This is a genomic window from Clostridium beijerinckii (genome assembly GCF_036699995.1).
Classification (GTDB): Bacteria; Bacillota; Clostridia; order Clostridiales; family Clostridiaceae; genus Clostridium; species Clostridium helianthi.
Map to the genome: position 1 here is coordinate 162,785 of NZ_CP144906.1, position 21,696 is coordinate 184,480.

21 protein-coding genes, 1 tRNA gene and 1 other annotated feature are annotated in these 21,696 nt (G+C 31.8%); of the genes, 21 read left to right on the top strand and 1 reads right to left on the bottom strand.

Features of this window, described 5'->3' with window-relative positions:
• Positions 1-97 precede the first annotated feature (97 nt).
• Positions 98-1,033 (top strand): thioredoxin-disulfide reductase, encoded by a 936-nt coding sequence (gene trxB / locus PZA12_RS00780; protein ID WP_078116885.1) that lies wholly within the window; start codon positions 98-100, stop codon positions 1,031-1,033.
• A 77-nt stretch (positions 1,034-1,110) separates the two neighbouring features.
• Here the strand turns inward: trxB and PZA12_RS00785 are convergent, their stop codons facing one another.
• Positions 1,111-1,338 (bottom strand): glutaredoxin family protein, encoded by a 228-nt coding sequence (locus PZA12_RS00785; protein WP_077840448.1) that lies wholly within the window; start codon positions 1,336-1,338, stop codon positions 1,111-1,113.
• Between the two features lie 483 nt (positions 1,339-1,821).
• Between PZA12_RS00785 and radA the strand changes: the two genes are divergently transcribed.
• The 20 genes from radA to PZA12_RS00885 all read left to right on the top strand — a co-directional run bounded on the left by radA (position 1,822) and on the right by PZA12_RS00885 (position 21,689).
• The gene (gene radA / locus PZA12_RS00790; protein WP_078116886.1) at positions 1,822-3,198 is read left to right on the top strand and encodes a DNA repair protein RadA; all 1,377 of its coding nucleotides are present in this window, start codon (positions 1,822-1,824) and stop codon (positions 3,196-3,198) included.
• Between the two features lie 238 nt (positions 3,199-3,436).
• Positions 3,437-4,501 (top strand): DNA integrity scanning diadenylate cyclase DisA, encoded by a 1,065-nt coding sequence (disA, locus tag PZA12_RS00795; protein ID WP_011967490.1) that lies wholly within the window; start codon positions 3,437-3,439, stop codon positions 4,499-4,501.
• 242 nt (positions 4,502-4,743) lie between these two features.
• A complete protein-coding gene (locus PZA12_RS00800; protein ID WP_011967491.1) occupies positions 4,744-5,844 on the top strand; it encodes a PIN/TRAM domain-containing protein in 1,101 nt (366 codons plus the stop codon).
• Between the two features lie 21 nt (positions 5,845-5,865).
• The gene (gene ispD / locus PZA12_RS00805) at positions 5,866-6,546 is read left to right on the top strand and encodes a 2-C-methyl-D-erythritol 4-phosphate cytidylyltransferase (RefSeq protein ID WP_078116887.1); all 681 of its coding nucleotides are present in this window, start codon (positions 5,866-5,868) and stop codon (positions 6,544-6,546) included.
• 393 nt (positions 6,547-6,939) lie between these two features.
• Entirely contained in the window at positions 6,940-8,652 is a 1,713-nt protein-coding gene (locus tag PZA12_RS00810) for a proline--tRNA ligase (RefSeq protein ID WP_077844674.1), read from the top strand.
• 17 nt (positions 8,653-8,669) lie between these two features.
• On the top strand, positions 8,670-10,070 hold the full coding sequence (cysS, locus tag PZA12_RS00815; RefSeq protein WP_078116888.1) for a cysteine--tRNA ligase: 1,401 nt from the start codon (positions 8,670-8,672) through the stop codon (positions 10,068-10,070).
• A 49-nt stretch (positions 10,071-10,119) separates the two neighbouring features.
• A complete protein-coding gene (locus PZA12_RS00820; RefSeq protein ID WP_077837296.1) occupies positions 10,120-10,533 on the top strand; it encodes a Mini-ribonuclease 3 in 414 nt (137 codons plus the stop codon).
• Positions 10,534-10,563: 30 nt separating this feature from the next.
• Entirely contained in the window at positions 10,564-11,466 is a 903-nt protein-coding gene (gene rlmB / locus PZA12_RS00825; RefSeq protein WP_103699160.1) for a 23S rRNA (guanosine(2251)-2'-O)-methyltransferase RlmB, read from the top strand.
• A 13-nt stretch (positions 11,467-11,479) separates the two neighbouring features.
• Positions 11,480-11,992 carry an NYN domain-containing protein gene (locus PZA12_RS00830; RefSeq protein ID WP_011967497.1) on the top strand — a complete coding sequence of 171 codons (513 nt, stop codon included), beginning with the start codon at positions 11,480-11,482 and terminating at the stop codon, positions 11,990-11,992.
• 59 nt (positions 11,993-12,051) lie between these two features.
• Entirely contained in the window at positions 12,052-12,699 is a 648-nt protein-coding gene (gene sigH, locus PZA12_RS00835; RefSeq protein WP_023976573.1) for an RNA polymerase sporulation sigma factor SigH, read from the top strand.
• A gap of 76 nt (positions 12,700-12,775) precedes the next feature.
• Positions 12,776-12,851, top strand: a tRNA-Thr gene (locus PZA12_RS00840).
• Positions 12,852-12,916: 65 nt separating this feature from the next.
• Entirely contained in the window at positions 12,917-14,110 is a 1,194-nt protein-coding gene (gene tuf, locus PZA12_RS00845) for an elongation factor Tu (RefSeq protein WP_011967499.1), read from the top strand.
• Positions 14,111-14,287: 177 nt separating this feature from the next.
• On the top strand, positions 14,288-14,437 hold the full coding sequence (gene rpmG, locus PZA12_RS00850; RefSeq protein WP_002583138.1) for a 50S ribosomal protein L33: 150 nt from the start codon (positions 14,288-14,290) through the stop codon (positions 14,435-14,437).
• Between the two features lie 48 nt (positions 14,438-14,485).
• Complete coding sequence (gene secE / locus PZA12_RS00855; protein WP_023976912.1) at positions 14,486-14,716, top strand: preprotein translocase subunit SecE; 231 nt, start codon at positions 14,486-14,488, stop codon at positions 14,714-14,716.
• A gap of 37 nt (positions 14,717-14,753) precedes the next feature.
• Positions 14,754-15,275 carry a transcription termination/antitermination protein NusG gene (nusG, locus tag PZA12_RS00860; RefSeq protein WP_023976911.1) on the top strand — a complete coding sequence of 174 codons (522 nt, stop codon included), beginning with the start codon at positions 14,754-14,756 and terminating at the stop codon, positions 15,273-15,275.
• A 78-nt stretch (positions 15,276-15,353) separates the two neighbouring features.
• Positions 15,354-15,779: a 50S ribosomal protein L11 gene (gene rplK / locus PZA12_RS00865; protein WP_017210132.1), complete on the top strand. Its 426-nt coding sequence runs from the start codon at positions 15,354-15,356 to the stop codon at positions 15,777-15,779.
• 54 nt (positions 15,780-15,833) lie between these two features.
• On the top strand, positions 15,834-16,523 hold the full coding sequence (gene rplA / locus PZA12_RS00870) for a 50S ribosomal protein L1 (protein WP_023976910.1): 690 nt from the start codon (positions 15,834-15,836) through the stop codon (positions 16,521-16,523).
• Positions 16,524-16,566: 43 nt separating this feature from the next.
• Positions 16,567-16,692: a sequence feature (ribosomal protein L10 leader region), on the top strand.
• 35 nt (positions 16,693-16,727) lie between these two features.
• On the top strand, positions 16,728-17,231 hold the full coding sequence (rplJ, locus tag PZA12_RS00875; protein WP_077837291.1) for a 50S ribosomal protein L10: 504 nt from the start codon (positions 16,728-16,730) through the stop codon (positions 17,229-17,231).
• A gap of 51 nt (positions 17,232-17,282) precedes the next feature.
• Positions 17,283-17,648 (top strand): 50S ribosomal protein L7/L12, encoded by a 366-nt coding sequence (gene rplL, locus PZA12_RS00880; RefSeq protein ID WP_011967505.1) that lies wholly within the window; start codon positions 17,283-17,285, stop codon positions 17,646-17,648.
• Between the two features lie 330 nt (positions 17,649-17,978).
• A complete protein-coding gene (locus tag PZA12_RS00885; protein WP_077837290.1) occupies positions 17,979-21,689 on the top strand; it encodes a DNA-directed RNA polymerase subunit beta in 3,711 nt (1,236 codons plus the stop codon).
• The last annotated feature ends 7 nt before the right edge of the window (positions 21,690-21,696 follow it).

The window sequence follows — 21,696 nt, forward strand, 5'->3', positions numbered from 1 at the left end:
TAAATTATTTATACATTGAAATAGTCCGTTTAGCTTAAAGATTAATATTTGGGTATTGAGTAGTTTAAAATGTATTAAATAGTAGGAGAAAATAGATATGAGTAAAGAAAAAAAGGAATTGGATTTAATTATAATTGGGGGTGGACCAGCAGGTCTTACAGCAGCAATGTATGCAGGAAGGGCAAAGTTGAATACTTTGTTGTTAGAAAATGAACTTGTGGGAGGTCAAGTTAGAAATAGTTATACTATAGAGAATTATCCAGGATTTAAAAGTATAGGTGGAGGAGATTTAGCTGATATATTTCAAGAGCAAGCTAGAGATCTTGGAGCAAATATTGATGAATTTGATTCAATTGAAAAAATATATATATCAGATGATGAAAAGATTATAGAAACTGAATCATATATATACCAACCTAAAGCTGTAATAATTGCTACAGGAGCGGCACCAAGAAAACTGCCTATTCCTCAAGAAGAACAATTTTCAGGAAGAGGAATTCATTACTGTGCTATTTGTGATGGAGCACTTTATCAAGGCAAAAAAGTTGCTGTTGTAGGCGGTGGAAATTCTGCACTAGAAGAGTCTATATTTTTAACTAGATTTGCTGAAAAAGTGTACCTAATCAGAAGATATGATTATTTTAAAGGGGAACAGTCATTAATTGATGAAGTTTTCAATAACCCTAAAATAGAGGTTCTATTAAATAAGGATTTAATTCAGGCTAATGGTAAGGAATTTTTGGAATCAGTTATCATAAAAGACACTAAGACTCAAGAAACTAGTAGCTTAGATGTTAATGCAGTTTTTGGGTATATAGGAACAGAGCCTAGAACAAAAGAAGTAAAGGATTATATAAAATTGAATGAGCAAGGATATATAATTACTGATGAAGATTTACAGACAAATATTCAAGGAGTATATGCAGCAGGGGATGTAAGACAAAAGAAGTATAGGCAAATAACAACTGCTGTATCAGATGGCACGATTGCGCTTTTAAATGCGGAAAAGTATATATTACGAAAAAGAAAATAGCATTAAGCATGGAAATATAAGTCAGATATTAATTGATATATGCCAAAATAATTAAGAGGCGCATATACGCCTCTTAATTATTTACCTAAAGCCTTTAAAATAGCAGGCTTATCAAAGCCTATAATAATATTATCATTAATATCTAATACTGGTACACCCATTTGATTAGACTTTTTTATCATTTCTTCTCTAGCTTCCATATCATCTTGAACATTTAATTCTTGAAATTCAATATTTTCTGATTTAAGAAAACTTTTTGCTTTAACGCACCAAGGACAAGTATTGGTAGTATATACTTTTACCATAAATGAATACGCCTCCTTAATAATTATTATTATATTGTAATTAATATTATAATATAGATTTTATAATCATTCAATATAACTAGAAAATAATGAGTTTATTATAAATTAAATTATAATTTGGTTATATATTGTTGTCTCATTATTAGAATAATCATTATAGAGTAATTTCGTTAATACATAACTAGTGAATTATATTTTATATTTATTTTCTAGTGTTGATATTAATATTATAATTTCTTTTTATTATATATTTGTTCTTTACTAATCTATTTTATAATAGCTTTTGCAATAATTTATTAAATATTCTAAGAACAAAAAATAAAATAGCCATAAAGTATTATATATAATGATTGGATGGAGGTTAAAAGCTAGCTATATTTAATTCAAAATATATGAGTAAGAAAGTAATATGCTATAATATAATTAAGATTTTTATTAAAAAAGTAAGATGTAATAAAGATCTAGAAACGAAGGGAGAGGTTTATGAAGAAAAAAACATTATATAGATGTAATAGTTGTGGTTTTGAAAGTATAAAGTGGCTTGGTAAATGCCCCACATGCAATAGTTGGAATACATTAGAGGAAATTACTATTGAAGCAAAAAATTTAGAGACCAGATCAAGACAGATAGCAAAAAAGCCGTTAAAAAAACTTTTTGAGATAGTTTCCAATAAAAGCGATAGAATAGTAACAGGGATAAATGAATTTGATAGAGTTATGGGTGGAGGAATCGTAAAGGATTCAATTTCGATTATAACAGCAAGACCAGGAGCGGGAAAATCAACACTTCTTCTTGAAATTTCCGATGCTGTCGCCCAAAAGGGATATAAAGTAATTTATGCGTCAGGGGAGGAAAGTGATAGTCAGATAAAAAATAGAGCAGATAGAATTCTTAATAAAATCCACGAAGATATATGGGTACTACAAGAAACAAGTCTTGATAATGTTTTAGATGCGGTTGAAGAAATAGATCCAGATATTATAATAATAGATAGTATACAAACATTTACTATGGAATCATCTTTGCCAGCGAGAGCAGGGTCACCTACACAAACTATGGAATGTGCTAATGCATTGCTTCAAGTGGCTAAAAACGATAAAAGGCCAAGAGCGGTTATAATAGTTGGGCAGATGACTAAAAGTGATGAACTTGCAGGGTTAAGAGCCTTAGAGCATTTAGTTGATACGGTGCTTATAATAGAAGATGATAGTGATGAAGAGTTAAGAGTACTTGTAAGCTCTAAAAATAGATTTGGTGGTATTGAAAATGGCTTCTTTCAAATGGGAGAGAGGGGGATTATTTCAATAGATAATCCATCAGAATTTTTTATGACAAAGCGTGAAGAAGGAGAAATTGTATCAGGAAGTGCATTAACCGTAATTAAAGAAGGAACAAGAGCAATAATAACTGAAATAGAAAGTTTAGTATCCAAGAGTTTTACTCCATATCCTACAAGAATAGGAGAAACATTAGGAAAGGATAAATTAAACACTTTGATATCTATACTTGAACAACGTGGAGGAATTAATTTATACGATAAGAATGTAATTATTAAAACTACAGGTGGTATAAAAATAAGAGAACAGGGCATTAATTTAGCTGTAATAATGAGTATAGTATCCTCAGTAAAGCAGCAGGGGATAGAATCAAATATAGCGTTTATAGCAGATGTAGGACTGACTGGGGAACTTAAAAAAGTACCATCATTAGAAAGTAGAATTAGGGAACTTGAGAGAATGGGATTTAAAAAGGTTTATGTTCCAAAGGATTCTATAGGAAAAAGCAGCAGCTTGAAGAAAATAGATATAATTGAATTAAAGACCTTGATGGATGTAATAAATAATGTTTATAGAAGTTAGAACACTATAGAAATGACATATTAAATATGAAGAGAATAGAGGCATTTCTTACAAATAAATATATTATAACTTAAATTTTACAAATGTTGTTGAGGGATTATATTTATTATAGTATTATAGTTTCTAGGGCGTAGGTTAAATTTACTCCGAAAATAATATCAGTCAAAATGTTTAATATTTGATTTTAAATAAATCTAGAAAAGTATCAAAATGATTTTTAAAGAAAATGGGTGAGTGTATGAGAATAGAAAAGGGAATAGGAATAAAGAATGTCTTAAAGATAATGTGCCCAGGCACTCAACTAAGGGAAGGTCTTGAAAATATATTAAGAGCTAAAACAGGTGGCTTATTAGTGATTGGTGACGATGAAGAAGTTATGAAACTCGTTGATGGTGGTTTTTATATTAATTCAGAGTATACACCATCATATGCATACGAATTAGCTAAAATGGATGGAGCTATAGTCATAACTGGAGATTTAAAGAAAATCGTTTGTGCTAATGCGCAATTAATACCGGATTCATCTATTCCAACATATGAAACAGGAACTAGGCATAGAACAGCGCATAGGGTAGCTAAGCAAACGAATAACATAGTAATTGCAATTTCTCAAAGAAGAAATATAATAACTATGTACAAGGGTGATATAAAGTATGTATTAAGAGAAAGTAGTGTAATTCTTGGAAAGGCAAATCAAGCGCTTCAAACACTAGAAAAATATGTTGCAGTACTTGAACGTGTTATTAATAACTTGAATTTATTGGAGTTTCAAGACTTAACAACACTATTCGATGTAGTTACAGCAATTCAAAGAACTGAAATGGTAATGAGAATAGTGGAAGAAATTAATATGTATATACTAGAGTTGGGGAATGAAGGACGATTAATATCAATGCAATTAAATGAATTAGTTAAGCATATAGAAAGAGATGGAATATTGCTAATTAGAGATTATTGTAAAGATGGACTTCAATATAACGAGGTATATGAACACATTCAAAAACTAAATTCTTCAGAATTATTAGAATTAGACGCAGTTGCAAGAACATTAGGTCGTGGAGGAATTCCGCTTATGGATACATTAATATCTCCAAAGGGATATAGAATGTTGAGTAAGGTGCCAAGAATACCATCTAATGTTATTGATAATCTTATAAAAGAATTTGAAGAATTAAGTAATATAATTGATGCTGATATAAATGACTTAGATAATGTTGAAGGAATAGGAGAAGCGAGAGCTACTGCCATTAAAGATGGATTGAAACGTATAAAAGAGCAAGTCTCATTAAAAAAGGAAATATGATAATTTAATTTGTGTTAAATTAAATTGAATTTAGTTTATACAGAGAAAAAGGCATTTATTTTGATTTATTGATATAAGATTTAATCTGATTTTTTAAACTTGAATGAAATTATTAGTAAACTTAATAATTTATTCATTTTAGAGGTACTTATTGTATGATATAATTAATATGATTTAGAGAAATATTGAAAATATGATTAAAATACTATCTAATTGTAAATAATTAGAAGGAGGTGAAGTATGTGTTAAAAAGACTATTAAGGGGAATTTTTTCTGTAATTGGATTGATACTGGGATATTTCATATCTGAAATATTACTTACAATCCCTCAGGTTGATAATTTAACTTACATTTCAACCACTATTACTAGAGTTTTATTTATTATTATCATATCTTTTATTTTTGGACTTATATTTTATATTATTTCTCCTATTATATACAAAGGAATTTCTAATTTAATTGAGTATATTGAAAAGAGTATGCAAAAAATGAGCATAACTGAAATCATTTATGGAACTTTTGGAGCTGTAATTGCTTTAATTCTTATGACGTTTATTGCAAAACCGATAAATGATATAAATATAATTGGGCCAATTTTATTAATTTTATTAAATGTGTTAGCTGCTATAATAGGTGCAGAAATAATGATTAAAAAAAAGGAAGATATAACAGCTCTTCTTGTTAATATGAAAAAGCCTGTAATTAAAGAGAAAAAAGTTAAAGAGGTAATAAAAGAATCTATAAAAGGAATTCCAAAAGTATTAGATACATCAGTTATAATTGATGGGAGAATATTTGATATTTGTGAGACTGGATTTGTTGAAGGACCACTGGTTATACCTAACTTTGTACTGGATGAATTAAGACATATATCCGATTCTTCTGATTCGCTAAAAAGAAATAGAGGAAGAAGAGGTCTAGATATATTAAATAAAATACAAAAAGAGCTAGCCATAGAAACTCAAATTGTAGAAGATGATTTTCCTAAAATCGCAGAAGTTGATGCAAAGCTGCTTAAGCTTGCACAAAAAATGGAAGGAAAGGTTATAACTAATGATTATAATCTAAATAAAGTGGCTGAGTTTCAAGGGGTACCAGTATTAAATATAAATGAATTATCGAATGCAATAAAACCAGTAGTGTTACCTGGTGAAGAAATGACGATTGATATAGTAAAAGATGGAAAAGAATCAAGCCAAGGTGTTGCGTATTTAGAAGATGGAACTATGATTGTTGTTGAAGGTGGAAGAAAATATATAGGACAAACAACAAGTGTTATAGTTACATCAGTTCTTCAGACAGCAGCTGGACGAATGATTTTTGCAAAACCAAAAGATAATTAAAAGTTAAGGAGAGTTTTCTGTATGGTTAGTGCGATAGTATTAGCTGGAGGCAGAGGTAAGAGAATGGGCTATATTCAAAGCAAGCAATATATTGATTTGAATGGTGCGCCCATTCTTTATTACACGTTAAAGCAGTTTATAGAAAATGATTTGATAGATAAGATCATTTTAGTAGTGCCTGAAGATGAAAAAGATTATTGTGAAAGAGAAGTATTAAATAAATATGGATTAAAAATAGATGATTTAGTATCTGGTGGGAATGAAAGACAAGAATCAGTATATAATGCTTTGGAGAAATTAGAAAAATCTGATATAGTATTAATTCATGATGGAGCTAGGCCATTTGTATCTCAGAAAATAATAAATGATGCGGTTGAATATGCTAAGCGTTATAAAGCTGCAGCGCCTGGAGTTATGCCAAAGGATACTATAAAAATTAAAGATAGTAATAATTTTTCAGTAGATACTTTAGTTAGAAGTGAACTTGTTGCAATTCAAACGCCACAAGCTTTTGATTTCAATCTAATATATGAATGCCATAAAGAAATAAAGAAAAGATGTATATCGGTTACTGATGATACTAGTGTAGTAGAACTTTTGGGACATAAAGTTTATATTTATGAGGGTGATTATAAAAATATAAAAATAACTACACCGGAAGATTTAATACTTGCAGAGTATTTTGTGAAAAATATAGTATAGTGATAATGTATTGACAGGCTAAATTCAGGAAGTTATAATATATTAAAATAAAATTTAATTAAGATTGTAAAACGTTGATGAAGAATAGTAGAAGTCGATTATATAAGAGAAAAAGTCCGTGGGCTGAAAGACTTTTAAACAGGCTTTGAACCAGCTTTTGAGTATAGGGAAAAACTATCGGTCTAAAACCGTTATCATTGCTAGAGAACAAATTTAGGTGGTACCGCGATATAAAGTTCGCCCTAATATATATTATTAGGCGGGCTTTTTTATTTATCCAATTATATATTTTTAATCTATTAATTATTTATAAAATCTAATATTCAGATTTTATTACATCATATATAAAATATTATTTGCAATCTAACCAATATTATTTAGGAGGAACACCAAATGAAAATGTCTAATATGTTAATATCAACATTAAGAGAAGTACCAGCTGAAGCAGAGATTGACAGCCATAAGCTTATGTTAAGAGCTGGAATGATAAGGAAAATGGCTGCAGGAGTATATAATTATATGCCTCTTGGATTAAAAGTTTTAAAAAAAGTTGAGGATATAATTAGGGAAGAAATGAATGCGGCAGGTGCACAGGAATTTCTAGCATCAGCTATTATTCCAGCAGAATTATGGCAGGAATCTGGTAGATGGGATGCATATGGAGCAGAAATGTTTAGATTAAAGGATAGAGGTGATAGAGATTTCTGTTTAGGGCCAACTCATGAAGAAGTATTTACAGATATAGCGAGAAATGAAATTAAGTCTTACAAGCAATTACCTCTTAATTTATATCAGATCCAAACAAAGTATAGAGATGAGCGTAGGCCTAGGTTTGGGGTGATGAGATCTAGGGAATTTGTAATGAAAGATGCTTATAGCTTTGATAAAGATCAAGTTGGGCTAGATTTAGCTTATGATAAAATGCATGATGCATATGTAAAAATATTTAATAGATGTGGTTTAGATGCAAAATGTGTTGCTGCTGATTCTGGTGCTATTGGTGGTTCAAATTCAGCAGAGTTTATGGTTAAATCGGAAGTTGGAGAGGATGATGTGGTATTTTGCAGTGAATGTAACTATGCAGCAAATATCGAGAAAGCTTCATCACCAGCAGAGAAAGAGTTAAAAGAGGAATTCAAGGAAATAAATAAAGTTGAGACACCTAATACAAAAACTATAGATGAATTGGTTAAGTTTTTCGGTACTAATGAAAAAAAATTCGCAAAGACTATCTTGTTTAATGCAGATGGCAAAATAGTAGCAGTTATGGTTAGGGGTGATAGAGAAATTAATGAGGTTAAGGTTAGCAATGCAATTGGTGAAGTGATTAACCTAGATCTTGCTAGTTCAGAAGATGTAAAAAAGGCAACGGGAGCAGAAATAGGATTTGCGGGACCAATAGGTATAAAAGTAGATATGCTATTAGTTGATGAAGAAGTAGCTAATATGTATAACTTTATTGTGGGTGCTAATGAAACAGGTTACCATATTAATAATGTAAATTATGGAAGAGACTTTGAAGGTGTAATAGGAGATTATAGAAACGTAACTGAAGGTGAGAAGTGCCCGGTTTGCGGTGGTAAGGTGACTATTGCAAGAGGAACAGAAGTGGGTCATATATTTAAACTTGGTACTAAATATTCAGAAGCCATGAATGCTAAGTTTATAGATGAAGATGGAAAAGAAAAGCCATTTATAATGGGATGCTATGGAATTGGAGTTACAAGAACAATGGCATCTATAATTGAGCAACATCATGATGAAAATGGAATAGTATGGCCATTGTCTGTTGCACCATACCATGTTTCTGTAATTCCTGTTAATGTAAAAGATGAGGAACAAGCTAGAATTGCAAATGAAATTTATGAAAAATTAACAAGTGCCGGAATAGAAGTTCTTTTAGATGATAGAAATGAAAGAGCAGGAGTGAAATTCAAAGATTCAGAATTAATGGGAATACCAATGAGAATAACAGTAGGTAAAAAGATTAATGATGGAGAAATTGAATTTAAACTTAGAGATGGAGAAATGGAAGTAATCAAAATAGAAGATGTTTATAATATAATAAAAGGTGAATTTGAGAAAAACAATATAAAACTAAAATAATTTTAGGAGGTAAATTAATGAAGGTATTTAATACTTTAACAAGACAAAAAGAAGAGTTTATCCCTATTAGTCCAGGCGAAGTTAAAATGTATGTCTGTGGGCCGACTGTATATAATTTCTTTCACATAGGTAACGGAAGAACATTTATTGTCTTTGACACTATAAGAAGATATTTGGAGTATAGAGGATACAAGGTTAGATTTATCCAAAACTTTACTGACATAGACGATAAAATGATTAATAAAGCTAATGATGAGGGAATTACAGTAAAAGAGCTTGGAGATAAATATATAAAAGAATACTACCAAGATGCCGATTCATTAAAGATAGAAAGAGCTACTGTAAATCCTAGAGCAACAGAATATATTCATGATATAATCAAATTTGTTGAAGAGTTGATTGAAGCAGGATTTGCTTATGAAGTTGATGGTGATGTTTATTATAGCACAAAAAAATTTAATAATTATGGAAGATTGGTAGGGCAGAATTTAGATGATTTGCAGGTTGGCGCAAGAATATCTGTTGATGAAAGAAAGAAAGATCCTATGGATTTTGCAGTATGGAAAGCACAAAAGCCAGGTGAACCTGCTTGGGAAAGTCCTTGGGGACCTGGAAGGCCTGGGTGGCATATAGAGTGTTCGTGCATGGCGAAGAAATTGTTGGGAGATACAATAGATATTCATGCAGGTGGCATGGATTTAAGATTCCCGCATCATGAAAATGAAATAGCTCAAAGTGAAGCTCTAACAGGAAAACCATTTGCAAATTATTGGCTTCATGCAGCATTTGTTAATGTAGATAATAAGAAAATGTCAAAATCATTAAATAACTTCTTTACAGCAAGAGAAGTTCTTGAGGAATATAGTTCCGATGCAATAAGGTTTTTGATGTTGTCTGGACACTATAGAATACAAATAAATTTTACTAAAGAACTTTTAGATTCAGCAAAATCATCAATAGAAAGATTATATAATTGCATAAATAATCTTGAAAATTTGAAAGATGAAGTCACTAAAAAATTAATGGATGAAGAGGAAGAAAAATATCTAAAGTCTTTAGATAAATATAGAGAAAAATTTATTGAGAAGATGGATGATGATTTTAATACAGCAGACGCTATTTCGGTATTGTTTGATTTGACTAAAGATATTAACAATAATGTGAATATTAATTCATCCTCTGAATTATGTGAGAAAGCGGAATCAGTAGTTAGAGAACTAGGAAATCCGCTAGGTATACTTCAAGATCGTATTGAGAAGGATTTGGAAACAGAAATTCAAGAGCTTATTGAAAAGAGACAGCAAGCCAGAAAAAATAAAGATTTTGCACTTGCGGATAAAATAAGAGATGATTTAAAAAGCAGAAATATAATTTTAGAAGATACACCACAAGGTGTTAGATGGAAGAAGATTGATTAATTAAAGAAAGGGTTGCATTTTTGCAACCCTTATTTAAAGGAGAATTATAATGTTAGATGACTTAAGAATTAGAAAATTTTCAAAAGATGAAGCAAGAATGTTGAATTCATTACAATTGGCATTAATAGGTGATGGTGTATTTGAGGTTTTTATTAGAAATTATATTTTGACTCAAAATACAGCATTATCTGCAAATAAGATACATGTGAAGGCAATTGGATATGTAAAAGCAAAAAGTCAGGCGTGTATAATGCATGAAATTGAAAATCTCCTAAATGAGGAGGAAGAAGCAGTTTACAAAAGGGGAAGAAATGCGAAATCACCTACTGTTCCTAAGAATGCAGAGATAAGAGATTATAGAATGGCAACTGGGTTTGAAGCGTTAATTGGTTATCTATACTTAGTAGGTGATAAGGAAAGATTAGAATTTATATTTAACAGAAGTATTGAAATTATTAATTAGTTTATAAAATTAAAAAAAGGAGGGTTTATAATGAATAGTAAGCCGAAAAAAAATATTTCAAATGTCAAGTTTATGGAAAGCAAAGATAAATCTGTAAATCAATCAAAAGGTAAAGTTAAAAGCTATAATGAGGCAAAAAATAAAACGAAGAAAGATAATATAGTAGGAAATGATAAATCAACGGGCGCTATTGAAGAGAGAGAAGATATAGTTATTGGAAGAAATGCCGTAATTGAAGCTCTAAAAGGAGAAAGAACGATCGAAACGCTATATATATCTAATAGTAAATTAGAAGGTTCAATAAAAACTATTGTTGGTTTGGCAAAAGAAAATAGGATATTAATAAAAGAAGTTGATAAAAGAAAACTTGATTCAATGTGTGGTGGAGAAGTACATCAAGGGGTAATAGCAAAAGTTACTCCATATAAATATTCAGAAGTATCGGATATATTGGATTTAGCAGAGAAAAGAGGGGAAGCTCCGTTCATAGTTATATTAGATGAGATTGAGGATCCGCATAATTTAGGATCAATAGTAAGGACTGCGGAATTATTTGGAGTTCATGGAATTATACTCCCAAAGAGAAGAAGTGCATCTGTAAGTACAACCGTTTATAAATCTTCGGTTGGAGCAATAGAACATGTAAAAATAGCTAAGGTAACAAATTTAAATTCGACAATAGAGGAACTAAAAGAAAAGGGGATCTGGATTTATGGGGCAGACATAAGAGCAGAAGAATATAGCTACCAAGTAGATTTTGGAGGACCTTGTGCGGTTATAATTGGAAATGAAGGGAGAGGTATTTCAAAATTAACGGTGGAAAAGTGTGATAAGCTAATAAAAATACCAATGGTCGGAAAGATTAATTCTTTAAACGCATCTGTAGCTGGTGGTATAATTATGTATGAAGTTTTAAAAGGACGATTGAAATAGAGAGAGGTATATCGTGAAAACTATTTTTGTAGATGGATATAATGTTATAAATAGTTGGCCTAATTTAAAACAAAAAAAAGATTCTAGCTTTGAGGGTGCAAGACAAACTCTTATAGATACTTTACATAATTATGGAGTTTTTAATGCTTGTAGAATAATATTAGTATTTGATGCTCATAAAGTTACTGGGAGCATTGAAAAGAAAGAAGAGGTAAATAGAAATATATCGGTAGTATTTACAAAGGATGGAGAAACTGCGGATAGTTATATTGAGAAACAAGTAAATGCTCTAGGAAGGAAACATGAAATAGTTGTTGTAACATCTGATAGCCTAGAGCAGCAAACAATTTTTCAAAGAGGTGCAGTTAGAATGTCATCTTTAGAATTTTATAATGAGGTTCTAAGGATAGAGAAGTCTATAAAAAATAAAGCAGATAAGAACAGAATTTCACAAAAAAATATAATAAGTGATAATATAGATGATAGGATAGTCAAAATATTAGAAGAAATCAGAAGAAGTAAGTAAATTCAGTTGACTAACATAATTTTACTGGGGTATAATTGTCTAAACGAGTGGTTAGTTTAATGCAGAAGAGAGTTGAGAATAAGCAGTTGAAAGGTTTTTTAGATTTCAAAGATAAATCAGACGAAGAAATTGTTGCGAAAGCTAAGAGTGGTAATAGTAGGGCGCAAGAATATTTAATTTCAAAATATGAGAACTTTGTGAAGTCAAAGGCTAAATCATATTTTTTAATTGGAGCCGACAAGGAAGACATTTATCAAGAAGGGATGATAGGTTTATATAAGGCTATCAGAGATTTTAATGCAGAAAAATCAACATCATTTAAAGCCTTTGCAGAAATATGTGTAATCAGACAAATAATAACTGCAATAAAAACAGCTACTAGGCAGAAACATATTCCGTTAAATACTTATGTCTCTTTAAATAAGCCAATATATGAAGAGGAATCAGAGAGAACTCTGCTTGATGTTTTGGCAGGATTGAAAATTTCAGATCCTGAAGAGCTAATGATTAGTAAGGAACAAATGGATTATATCGAGAAAAAGATTTCGAAAGTGTTATCAGATTTGGAATTAGAGGTTCTTACTTCATACCTAGATGGAAAATCTTATCAGGAGATTGCAAGTGATTTAGAACGACATTCGAAGTCCATAGATAATGCATTACAAAGAGTAAAGAGAAAATTAGAAAAATGCTTAGATTTAAAGTGATAATTTATATTGACAAATAAAAAGAATAATAGTAAACTTTATAATTGGTATATCAAAGAAGATAGCAATTTTGAACGCTCACATAGCTCAGTCGGCAGAGCGTCACCTTGGTAAGGTGGAGGTCGTCGGTTCGATTCCGATTGTGAGCTCCAAATAATAAAAAATAAAAAAACACTAGGCCAAGTTTATTAGAAGATAATAAGGGAGGAAAATTATAATGGCAAAAGCAAAGTATGAAAGAAGTAAGCCACACGTTAATATTGGAACAATAGGTCACGTAGACCATGGTAAGACAACATTAACAGCAGCAATCACAACAGTATTAGCAAATAAAGGATTTGCAGAAGCATTTAACTATGCAGATATTGATAAGGCTCCAGAAGAAAAAGAAAGAGGAATCACAATCAATACAGCACACGTTGAGTACCAAACAGAAAACAGACACTATGCGCACGTTGACTGTCCAGGGCATGCTGACTATGTTAAGAACATGATCACAGGAGCAGCACAAATGGATGGAGCTATCTTAGTTGTATCAGCAGCAGATGGTCCAATGCCACAAACAAGAGAACATATACTACTAGGATCAAGAGTTGGTATCCAATATATCGTAGTATTCTTAAATAAAGCAGATATGGTAGACGATCCAGAATTATTAGAATTAGTAGAAATGGAAGTTAGAGAATTATTAAGCGAATATGACTTCCCAGGAGATGATATTCCAGTAATAACAGGATCAGCATTAAAAGCATTAGAAAATCCAACAGATGAAGAAGCAATTAAGCCAATCATGGATTTAATGGAAGCAGTAGATAGCTATATCCCAACTCCAGAAAGAGCAACAGATAAGCCATTCTTAATGCCAATCGAAGATGTATTCACAATTACAGGAAGAGGAACAGTTGCAACAGGAAGAGTTGAAGCTGGAGTACTTCATGTAGGAGATGAAGTAGAAATCGTTGGATTAACAGAAGAAAAGAAGAAAGTTGTAGTAACTGGAATCGAAATGTTCAGAAAGTTATTGGATGAAGCGCAAGCAGGAGATAACATTGGAGCATTATTAAGAGGAGTTCAAAGAACTGATATTGAAAGAGGTCAAGTTTTATCAAAACCAAATTCAGTACATCCTCATACTAAATTTGTAGGTCAAGTATACGTACTTAAGAAAGAAGAAGGCGGAAGACATACTCCATTCTTCGATGGATACAGACCACAATTCTACTTCAGAACAACAGACGTTACAGGATCAATCAAATTACCAGACGGAATGGAAATGGTAATGCCTGGAGATCACATTGATATGAATGTTGAATTAATCACTCCAATCGCAATGGATGAAGGATTAAGATTCGCTATCAGAGAAGGCGGAAGAACTGTAGGTTCTGGAGTTGTTACTAAAATAGTAGAATAAGATACATTTATTACTAATAGGACTAAGTTGTATAACTTAGTCCTATTTAAAGGATGATTGACAAGTCAAATATTCTATGATATTGTATAAAAGTGACATTTTAAGCAACGTAAATTTTAGAAGTGAATAGGAACTCAAGATTCCTATTTAATATATAAGAAAACTGGAGGTGCAGTCATGAGAACAAAAGTAACTTTAGCATGCACAGAGTGTAAACAAAGAAATTATGATTCAATGAAAAACAAAAAGAATGATCCAGATAGATTAGAAATGAAAAAGTATTGTAAATTCTGTAAAAAGCACACTCTTCATAGAGAAACAAAGTAATTAGCCGAAGTAATGACATATAGTTATTAAATTTAAGGATGTGAAGATATGTCAGCAAAGAACAGTGTAAAAACTGAAAAAGCTATTAAAAGTAATGGTTTGTTTGGTTTTTTTCGAGAGGTTAAGGTAGAGGTTAAGAAGATAACTTGGCCTTCAAAAGATGAGACAAAGAAAGCATTTGTTGCAGTTATTGTGTTCACACTAATGTATACTATATTAGTTGGTGGATTGGATTCTATTTTCAATAACCTCTTTAAAATGATTTTAAATTTCAAGTAAAAGGGAGGTTTGGGTGATTTTATATCGCCTGACGAATATGAGTGATAGAGCACGATGGTATGTAGTTCATACATACTCAGGATATGAAAATAAAGTAAAAGCAAACTTAGAAAAAGCAATTGAAAATAGAAATCTTGAAGCATTAATCCATGATATACAAGTACCCATGGAAGAAGTGGTTGAAGAAAAAGATGGAAAGCAAAAAGTCTCATTAAAGAAGAAATTTCCTGGATATGTGCTTGTAAAAATGTTAATGGGTGATGAAGCTTGGTACGTTGTTAGAAATACTAGAGGCGTAACAGGATTTGTAGGCCCAGGATCTAAACCAGTTCCTCTTTCTGATGAAGAAGTGGAATCGATGGGAGTGTTAGAAGTTCCTGTTGAGATTGACTTAGAGGTAGGGGAAAGTATAAGAATTATCTCTGGGCCATTGAGAGATTCAGTAGCCACAATACAAGAGATAATTCCAGATAAACGCAAAGTGAAAGCTTTAGTGGAGATGTTTGGCAGAGAAACACTTGCCGAATTAGACTTTAATCAAGTTGAAAAATTAGTTTAACTATAATGAACTAATTTTAATTAAGTGGGAGAACTAAAAAGAGTTCGTTATACCACAGTAATAGGAGGAATAACAAAAATGGCTAAGAAAGTAACTGGAATGATTAAACTTCAACTTCAAGCAGGTAAGGCAACACCAGCTCCACCTGTAGGTCCAGCTTTAGGTCAACACGGTGTAAATATAATGGGATTCTGTAAGGAGTTTAATGCAAAAACTGCAAATCAAGCTGGGTATATAATACCAGTAGTTATTACAGTTTACCAAGACAGATCTTTTAGTTTTATATTAAAGACTCCTCCAGCTGCAGTTCTAATTAAGAAAGAAATAGGATTAGAAAGTGGTTCTGGAGTACCTAATAAAACAAAGGTTGGTAAATTAACTCAAGATCAACTTAGAAAGATTGCTGAAACTAAGATGCCAGACTTAAATGCTGCAAGTGTTGAATCAGCTATGAGAATGATAGCAGGAACAGCTAGAAGTATGGGCGTAACTATTGAAGAGTAATTCGTAAAAATAAGTGGGAGGTCAAAACCGTTAATACCACAGAGGAGGCAAATTATGGGAAAAAAATACATTGAAAGTGCAAAGCTTATAGACAAGAGTGCATTATATAATCCAGTAGAAGCATTAGATCTTACATTAAAGACTGCAAAGGCAAACTTCGATGAAACTATTGAATTACATGTAAGACTTGGAGTAGATCCAAGACATGCAGATCAACAAGTTAGAGGTGCAGTTGTATTACCAAACGGAACAGGTAAAACAGTTAGAGTACTTGTTTTTGCTAAAGGAGATAAGGCTGCAGAAGCACAACAAGCAGGAGCAGATTTCGTTGGAGCAGATGAACTAGTTCAAAAAATCCAAAGCGAAAACTGGTTTGATTATGATGTAGTTGTTGCAACACCAGATATGATGGGAGTTGTAGGTAGAATTGGTAGAGTGTTAGGACCTAAAGGACTAATGCCAAATCCAAAGTCAGGAACAGTAACATTTGATGTTGCTAAGGCAATTGAAGAAATTAAAGCTGGTAAAGTTGAATATAGAGTAGATAAAACAGCAATAGTTCACTGTCCAATTGGAAAAAAATCATTTGGAACTGAAAAATTAAAAGAAAACTTTACTGCATTAATGGAAGCTTTAGTTAAGGCTAAACCAGCAGCAGCAAAAGGGCAATACTTAAAATCAGTATCTGTTTCAAGTACAATGGGACCAAGTGCAAAAGTTAATCCTACAAGAGCTTTAGATTAGTATTGACTTAAGTGAAATTATGTAGTATAATTTCAAATGTTGTAAAAAGAAAATATTTTTTCCGTAGACAGTGGGTGCGAAAGCGTAAAGATAACTGCCCGCCTAGGTGTATATAATAGATTATATTATAGACCTTCCATGTCTGCGGAAGGTCTTTTTTAATAAAAGAAGCAGTTTATAACTGTGAGGAGGTGGACTACAGTAATGAATAAAAACAGACAACTTAAAGAAGCAAAAGTTGCTGAAATTAAGGAAAAATTAGAAAAATCAAAAGCTGTTGTTCTTAGTAAGTATCAAGGTCTAAATGTTGAAGAAGATACAGCTCTTAGAAAAAGTTTAAGAGAAGCTGGAGTTGAATACAAAGTATATAAAAATACTTTAGTAGCTTTAGCAGCTAAAGAATTAGGCTTAGATGGTATAGCAGAATATTTAGAAGGACCAGTATCTGTTGCATTTAGTTATGAAGATGTAACATTAGCTGCAAGACTTTTAAATGACTTTGCTAAAGATCATAAGAAGTTGGAATTAAAAGCTGGTATTATAGAAGGAGAAATCTATGATGAAGCTAAAATTAAACAGCTTGCAACAATACCATCAAAAGAAGTTCTTATTGCAAAACTTCTTGGAAGTATCAAGTCTCCAATATCAAGCTTTGCACGTGTATTAAGTGCTATTGCTGATAGCAAGGGAACTGAATCTGCAGAATAATTTAAAGATTAATTAAAATTTTAAGAAAAAAATTCGGAGGTGCTATTAAAAATGACAAGAGAAGAAATAATTCAAGCAATAAAAGAAATGAGCGTTTTAGATTTAAATGAATTAGTAAAGGCTTGTGAAGAAGAATTTGGAGTAAGTGCTGCTGCTGCTGTTGTAGCTGGTGGAGCTGTAGCTGGTGGAGCTGCTGCTGAAGAAAAAACTGAATTCGACGTAGTATTAGCAAGCGCAGGAGATAACAAGATTAAAGTTATCAAAGTAGTTAGAGAAATAACAGGATTAGGATTAAAAGAAGCTAAGGAAATAGTTGATGGAGCTCCTAAGACATTAAAAGAAGGCGTTTCTAAAGACGAAGCTGAAGATATGAAAGCTAAATTAGCTGAAGTAGGAGCTACTGCAGAAGTTAAGTAGTTTGTTTTAAAGAAAAAGGTGCTTTATAGCACCTTTTTTAAACTAAATTTATAAAGCTATATAAAATGCTTGTTAGGTAAATAGGTATTTTATATAGCTTTATAACTGAAAAGGATTCTTTAATAATATTTATTGACAAGAAAAATATCCTATGATATTATAATGTAATGTATTATTCTCTATGGAATACTATATATTTATAGTGGAAATAAGGAGTATAATCTGGTGAATAATGGTTATACTATAGAAAGACGCTGTCCGAAAGCAAAGTCCTTAGGGAAAGTATGCTTTTGGCTATTTTAGTTTATTTTATACAAGGGGTGAAAATTCATGGTACATCCTGTCCAAGTTGGAAAAAGAACAAGAATGAGTTTCGGTAAGGTTAATGATGTTACTGAAATGCCGAATTTAATTGAAGTTCAATTAGATTCATATGAATGGTTTTTAAGAGAAGGGCTGCATGAAGTTTTTGATGATATTAATCCTATCACAAACTTCACGGGGAATTTAGTACTTGAGTTCGTAGACTATAAACTTGATATGGAAAATATCAAGTATTCTGTCGAAGAATGTAAGGAAAGAGACGCGACTTATGCTGCACCATTAAAAGTTTCAATCAGATTGCAAAATAATGAAACTGGTGAAATTAAAGAACAAGAAGTATTTATGGGTGACTTCCCATTAATGACAGAGCAAGGTACCTTTGTAATTAATGGTGCTGAAAGAGTTATAGTTAGTCAATTAGTAAGATCACCGGGTGTATATTATAACTACTCTATAGATAAGAGTGGTAAAAAGTTATATTCATCAACTGTTATCCCTAATAGAGGAGCATGGTTGGAATACGAAACAGATTCTAATGATGTAATTTATGTAAGAATTGATAAAACTAGAAAATTATCAATTAGTATATTAGCAAGAGCTATGGGATTAGGCAGTGATCAGGAGTTGTTAGATTTCTTCGGCGAAGAAGAAAGATTTAGAGCTTCAATAGAAAAAGACAATACTAAAACTAAAGAGGAAGCACTACTTGAAATATATAAAAGATTGAGACCTGGTGAACCACCAACAGTAGATAGTGCTATATCTTTAATAGATACATTATTCTTTGACGCAAAAAGATATGATTTATCTAGAGTAGGAAGATACAAATTTAATAAAAAACTTGCATTAAATCTAAGAATAGCTAACCAAGTAGCAGCCGCTGATATTGTTAATCCACAAACTGGAGAAATAATGGTGGAGAAGGGTCAAAAAATAAGTAGATTAGTAGCTGAAGAAATTCAGAATGCAGGTGTTAAATCTGTTGATGTATTAATAGAAGATAAAGTTATTAGAGTAATTAGTAATAACTTTGTAGATTTGAAGAAACAAGTTTCTTTTGATATTTCAGACCTAGGGATAAAAGAATTAGTTCATTATCCTACTTTGAAAGAAATATTAGATAATTTTTCTGATGAAGCAAGTATTAAAGAGGAAATCAAGAAGAATATTAGTAAACTTATTCCTAAACATATTATAAGAGATGATATATTTGCAACTATAAGCTATGAGCTAGGATTAACTTATGGAATAGGTTATGTTGATGATATAGATCATTTAGGTAATAGAAGATTGAGATCTGTAGGGGAATTATTGCAGAACCAATTTAGAATTGGTCTATCTAGAATGGAAAGAGTAGTAAAGGAAAGAATGACTATTCAAGATCAAGAAGCTATAACTCCTCAAATGTTAATTAATATAAGACCAGTAGCAGCAGCTATTAAAGAATTCTTTGGTAGTTCGCAATTATCGCAATTCATGGATCAAACAAATCCATTATCAGAACTTACACATAAAAGAAGATTGTCAGCATTGGGACCAGGTGGTCTTTCGAGAGAAAGAGCCGGTTTCGAAGTAAGAGATGTTCACCATTCACATTATGGTAGGATGTGTCCTATTGAAACACCAGAAGGTCCAAATATAGGGCTTATAAATTCTTTGGCAACTTTCGCAAAAGTTAATGAGTATGGCTTTATTGAAACTCCGTATAGAATTGTAGACAAAGAGAACGCAAGAGCTACAGATGAAATAAGATACTTTACGGCTGATGAAGAAGATCAATGTTTAATTGCGGAAGCAAAAGAGCCTATGGATGAAGATGGAAACTTTACAAATAAAAAAGTTAGAGTAAGGCATTTAGAAGATATATTAGTTGTTCCAGCAACTGAAGTTGATTTGATAGATGTATCTGCAAGACAAATTGTTTCTGTAGCTACAGCAATGATACCGTTCCTTGAAAATGATGATGCTTCGAGAGCACTTATGGGATCTAACATGCAACGTCAAGCAGTTCCGTTATTAAGTCCACAAGCACCAATAGTTGGAACAGGAATAGAATATAAAGCTGCTGTTGATTCGGGAGTATTGCCTAAAGCAAAAAATGCTGGAGTAGTTTCATATGTATCAGGTAGTGAAATTAGAATTAAGAGAGATTCAGATGGCGGTACAGATATATATAAATTATTGAAGTTTAAGAGAAGTAACTCTGGAACTTGTATAAATCAAAGGCCTATAGTAGATACGGGAGAAATAGTATACAAGAATCAAGTTATTGCAGATGGTCCATCTACAGATTTAGGAGAAATAGCGTTAGGTAAGAACATCAGAATGGGATTTATAACTTGGGAAGGTTATAATTACGAAGATGCTATGCTAATTTCAGAAGAATTAGTAAGAGAAGATATATTTACATCTATGCATATAGAAGAATATGAATGTGAAGCTAGGGACACTAAGTTAGGGCCAGAAGAAATTACAAGAGACATACCAAATGTAAGTGATGATGCACTTAAAGATGTAGATGATAGAGGAATTATAAGAATTGGTGCAGAAGTAAGATCAGGAGACATATTGGTTGGAAAAGTAACTCCTAAAGGTGAAACTGAGCTTACAGCAGAAGAAAGATTGCTAAGAGCAATATTTGGTGAAAAGGCAAGAGAAGTAAGAGATACTTCATTAAGAGTGCCTCACGGAGAAGCTGGAATAATAGTTGATATAAAAGTATTTACAAGAGAAAATGGAGATGAATTGAATCCTGGAGTAAATGAACTTGTAAGATGCTATATTGCACAAAAAAGAAAAATTTCAGTTGGAGATAAAATGGCAGGACGTCATGGTAATAAGGGGGTTATCTCTAGAATATTACCAGAAGAAGATATGCCATTCTTGCCAGACGGTAGACCTCTTCAAATATGCTTAAACCCATTAGGAGTACCTTCGCGTATGAACATAGGGCAAGTACTTGAAGTTCACTTAGGATGGGCAGCTAGTCATTTAGGATGGCATATAGCTACACCTGTATTTGATGGCGCAACTCAGCCTGAAATCACAGAGTGCATGGTAAAGGCAGGATTTAGAGAAGATGCTAAAACCATATTATATGATGGTAGAACTGGAGAGCCATTTGATAATCCGGTTACTGTTGGAATAATGTATATTTTGAAACTTCACCATTTAGTAGATGATAAGATTCATGCTAGATCTACAGGACCATATTCATTGGTTACTCAACAACCATTGGGAGGTAAAGCTCAATTTGGTGGTCAAAGATTTGGTGAAATGGAAGTTTGGGCATTAGAAGCATATGGAGCAGCACATACACTTCAGGAAATATTAACTGTTAAGTCAGATGATGTTGTAGGTAGAGTTAAAACATATGAAGCTATAGTAAAAGGCGAAAATATACCTGAACCAGGGGTTCCAGAATCATTCAAAGTTCTTATTAAGGAACTACAAGCATTATGCTTAGATATTAAGGTATTAAATGATGCACATGAAGAAGTAACTTTAAAGGAATTTGTTGATGAAGATATGGCAAATCTAGAAGTTAATATAGAAGGCACTGAAGAGATTATGGTGCCAGAACCAGATGTATTAGATGATGACAGTTATGATCAAAATAATGATGAAGACATGGATGAAATTGATTATGATGAAAGTGTCGATATAGCTGATCTTGAGACTGAATTAGAACTAGATGATTTTAATGATGAACACTAATTTTGAA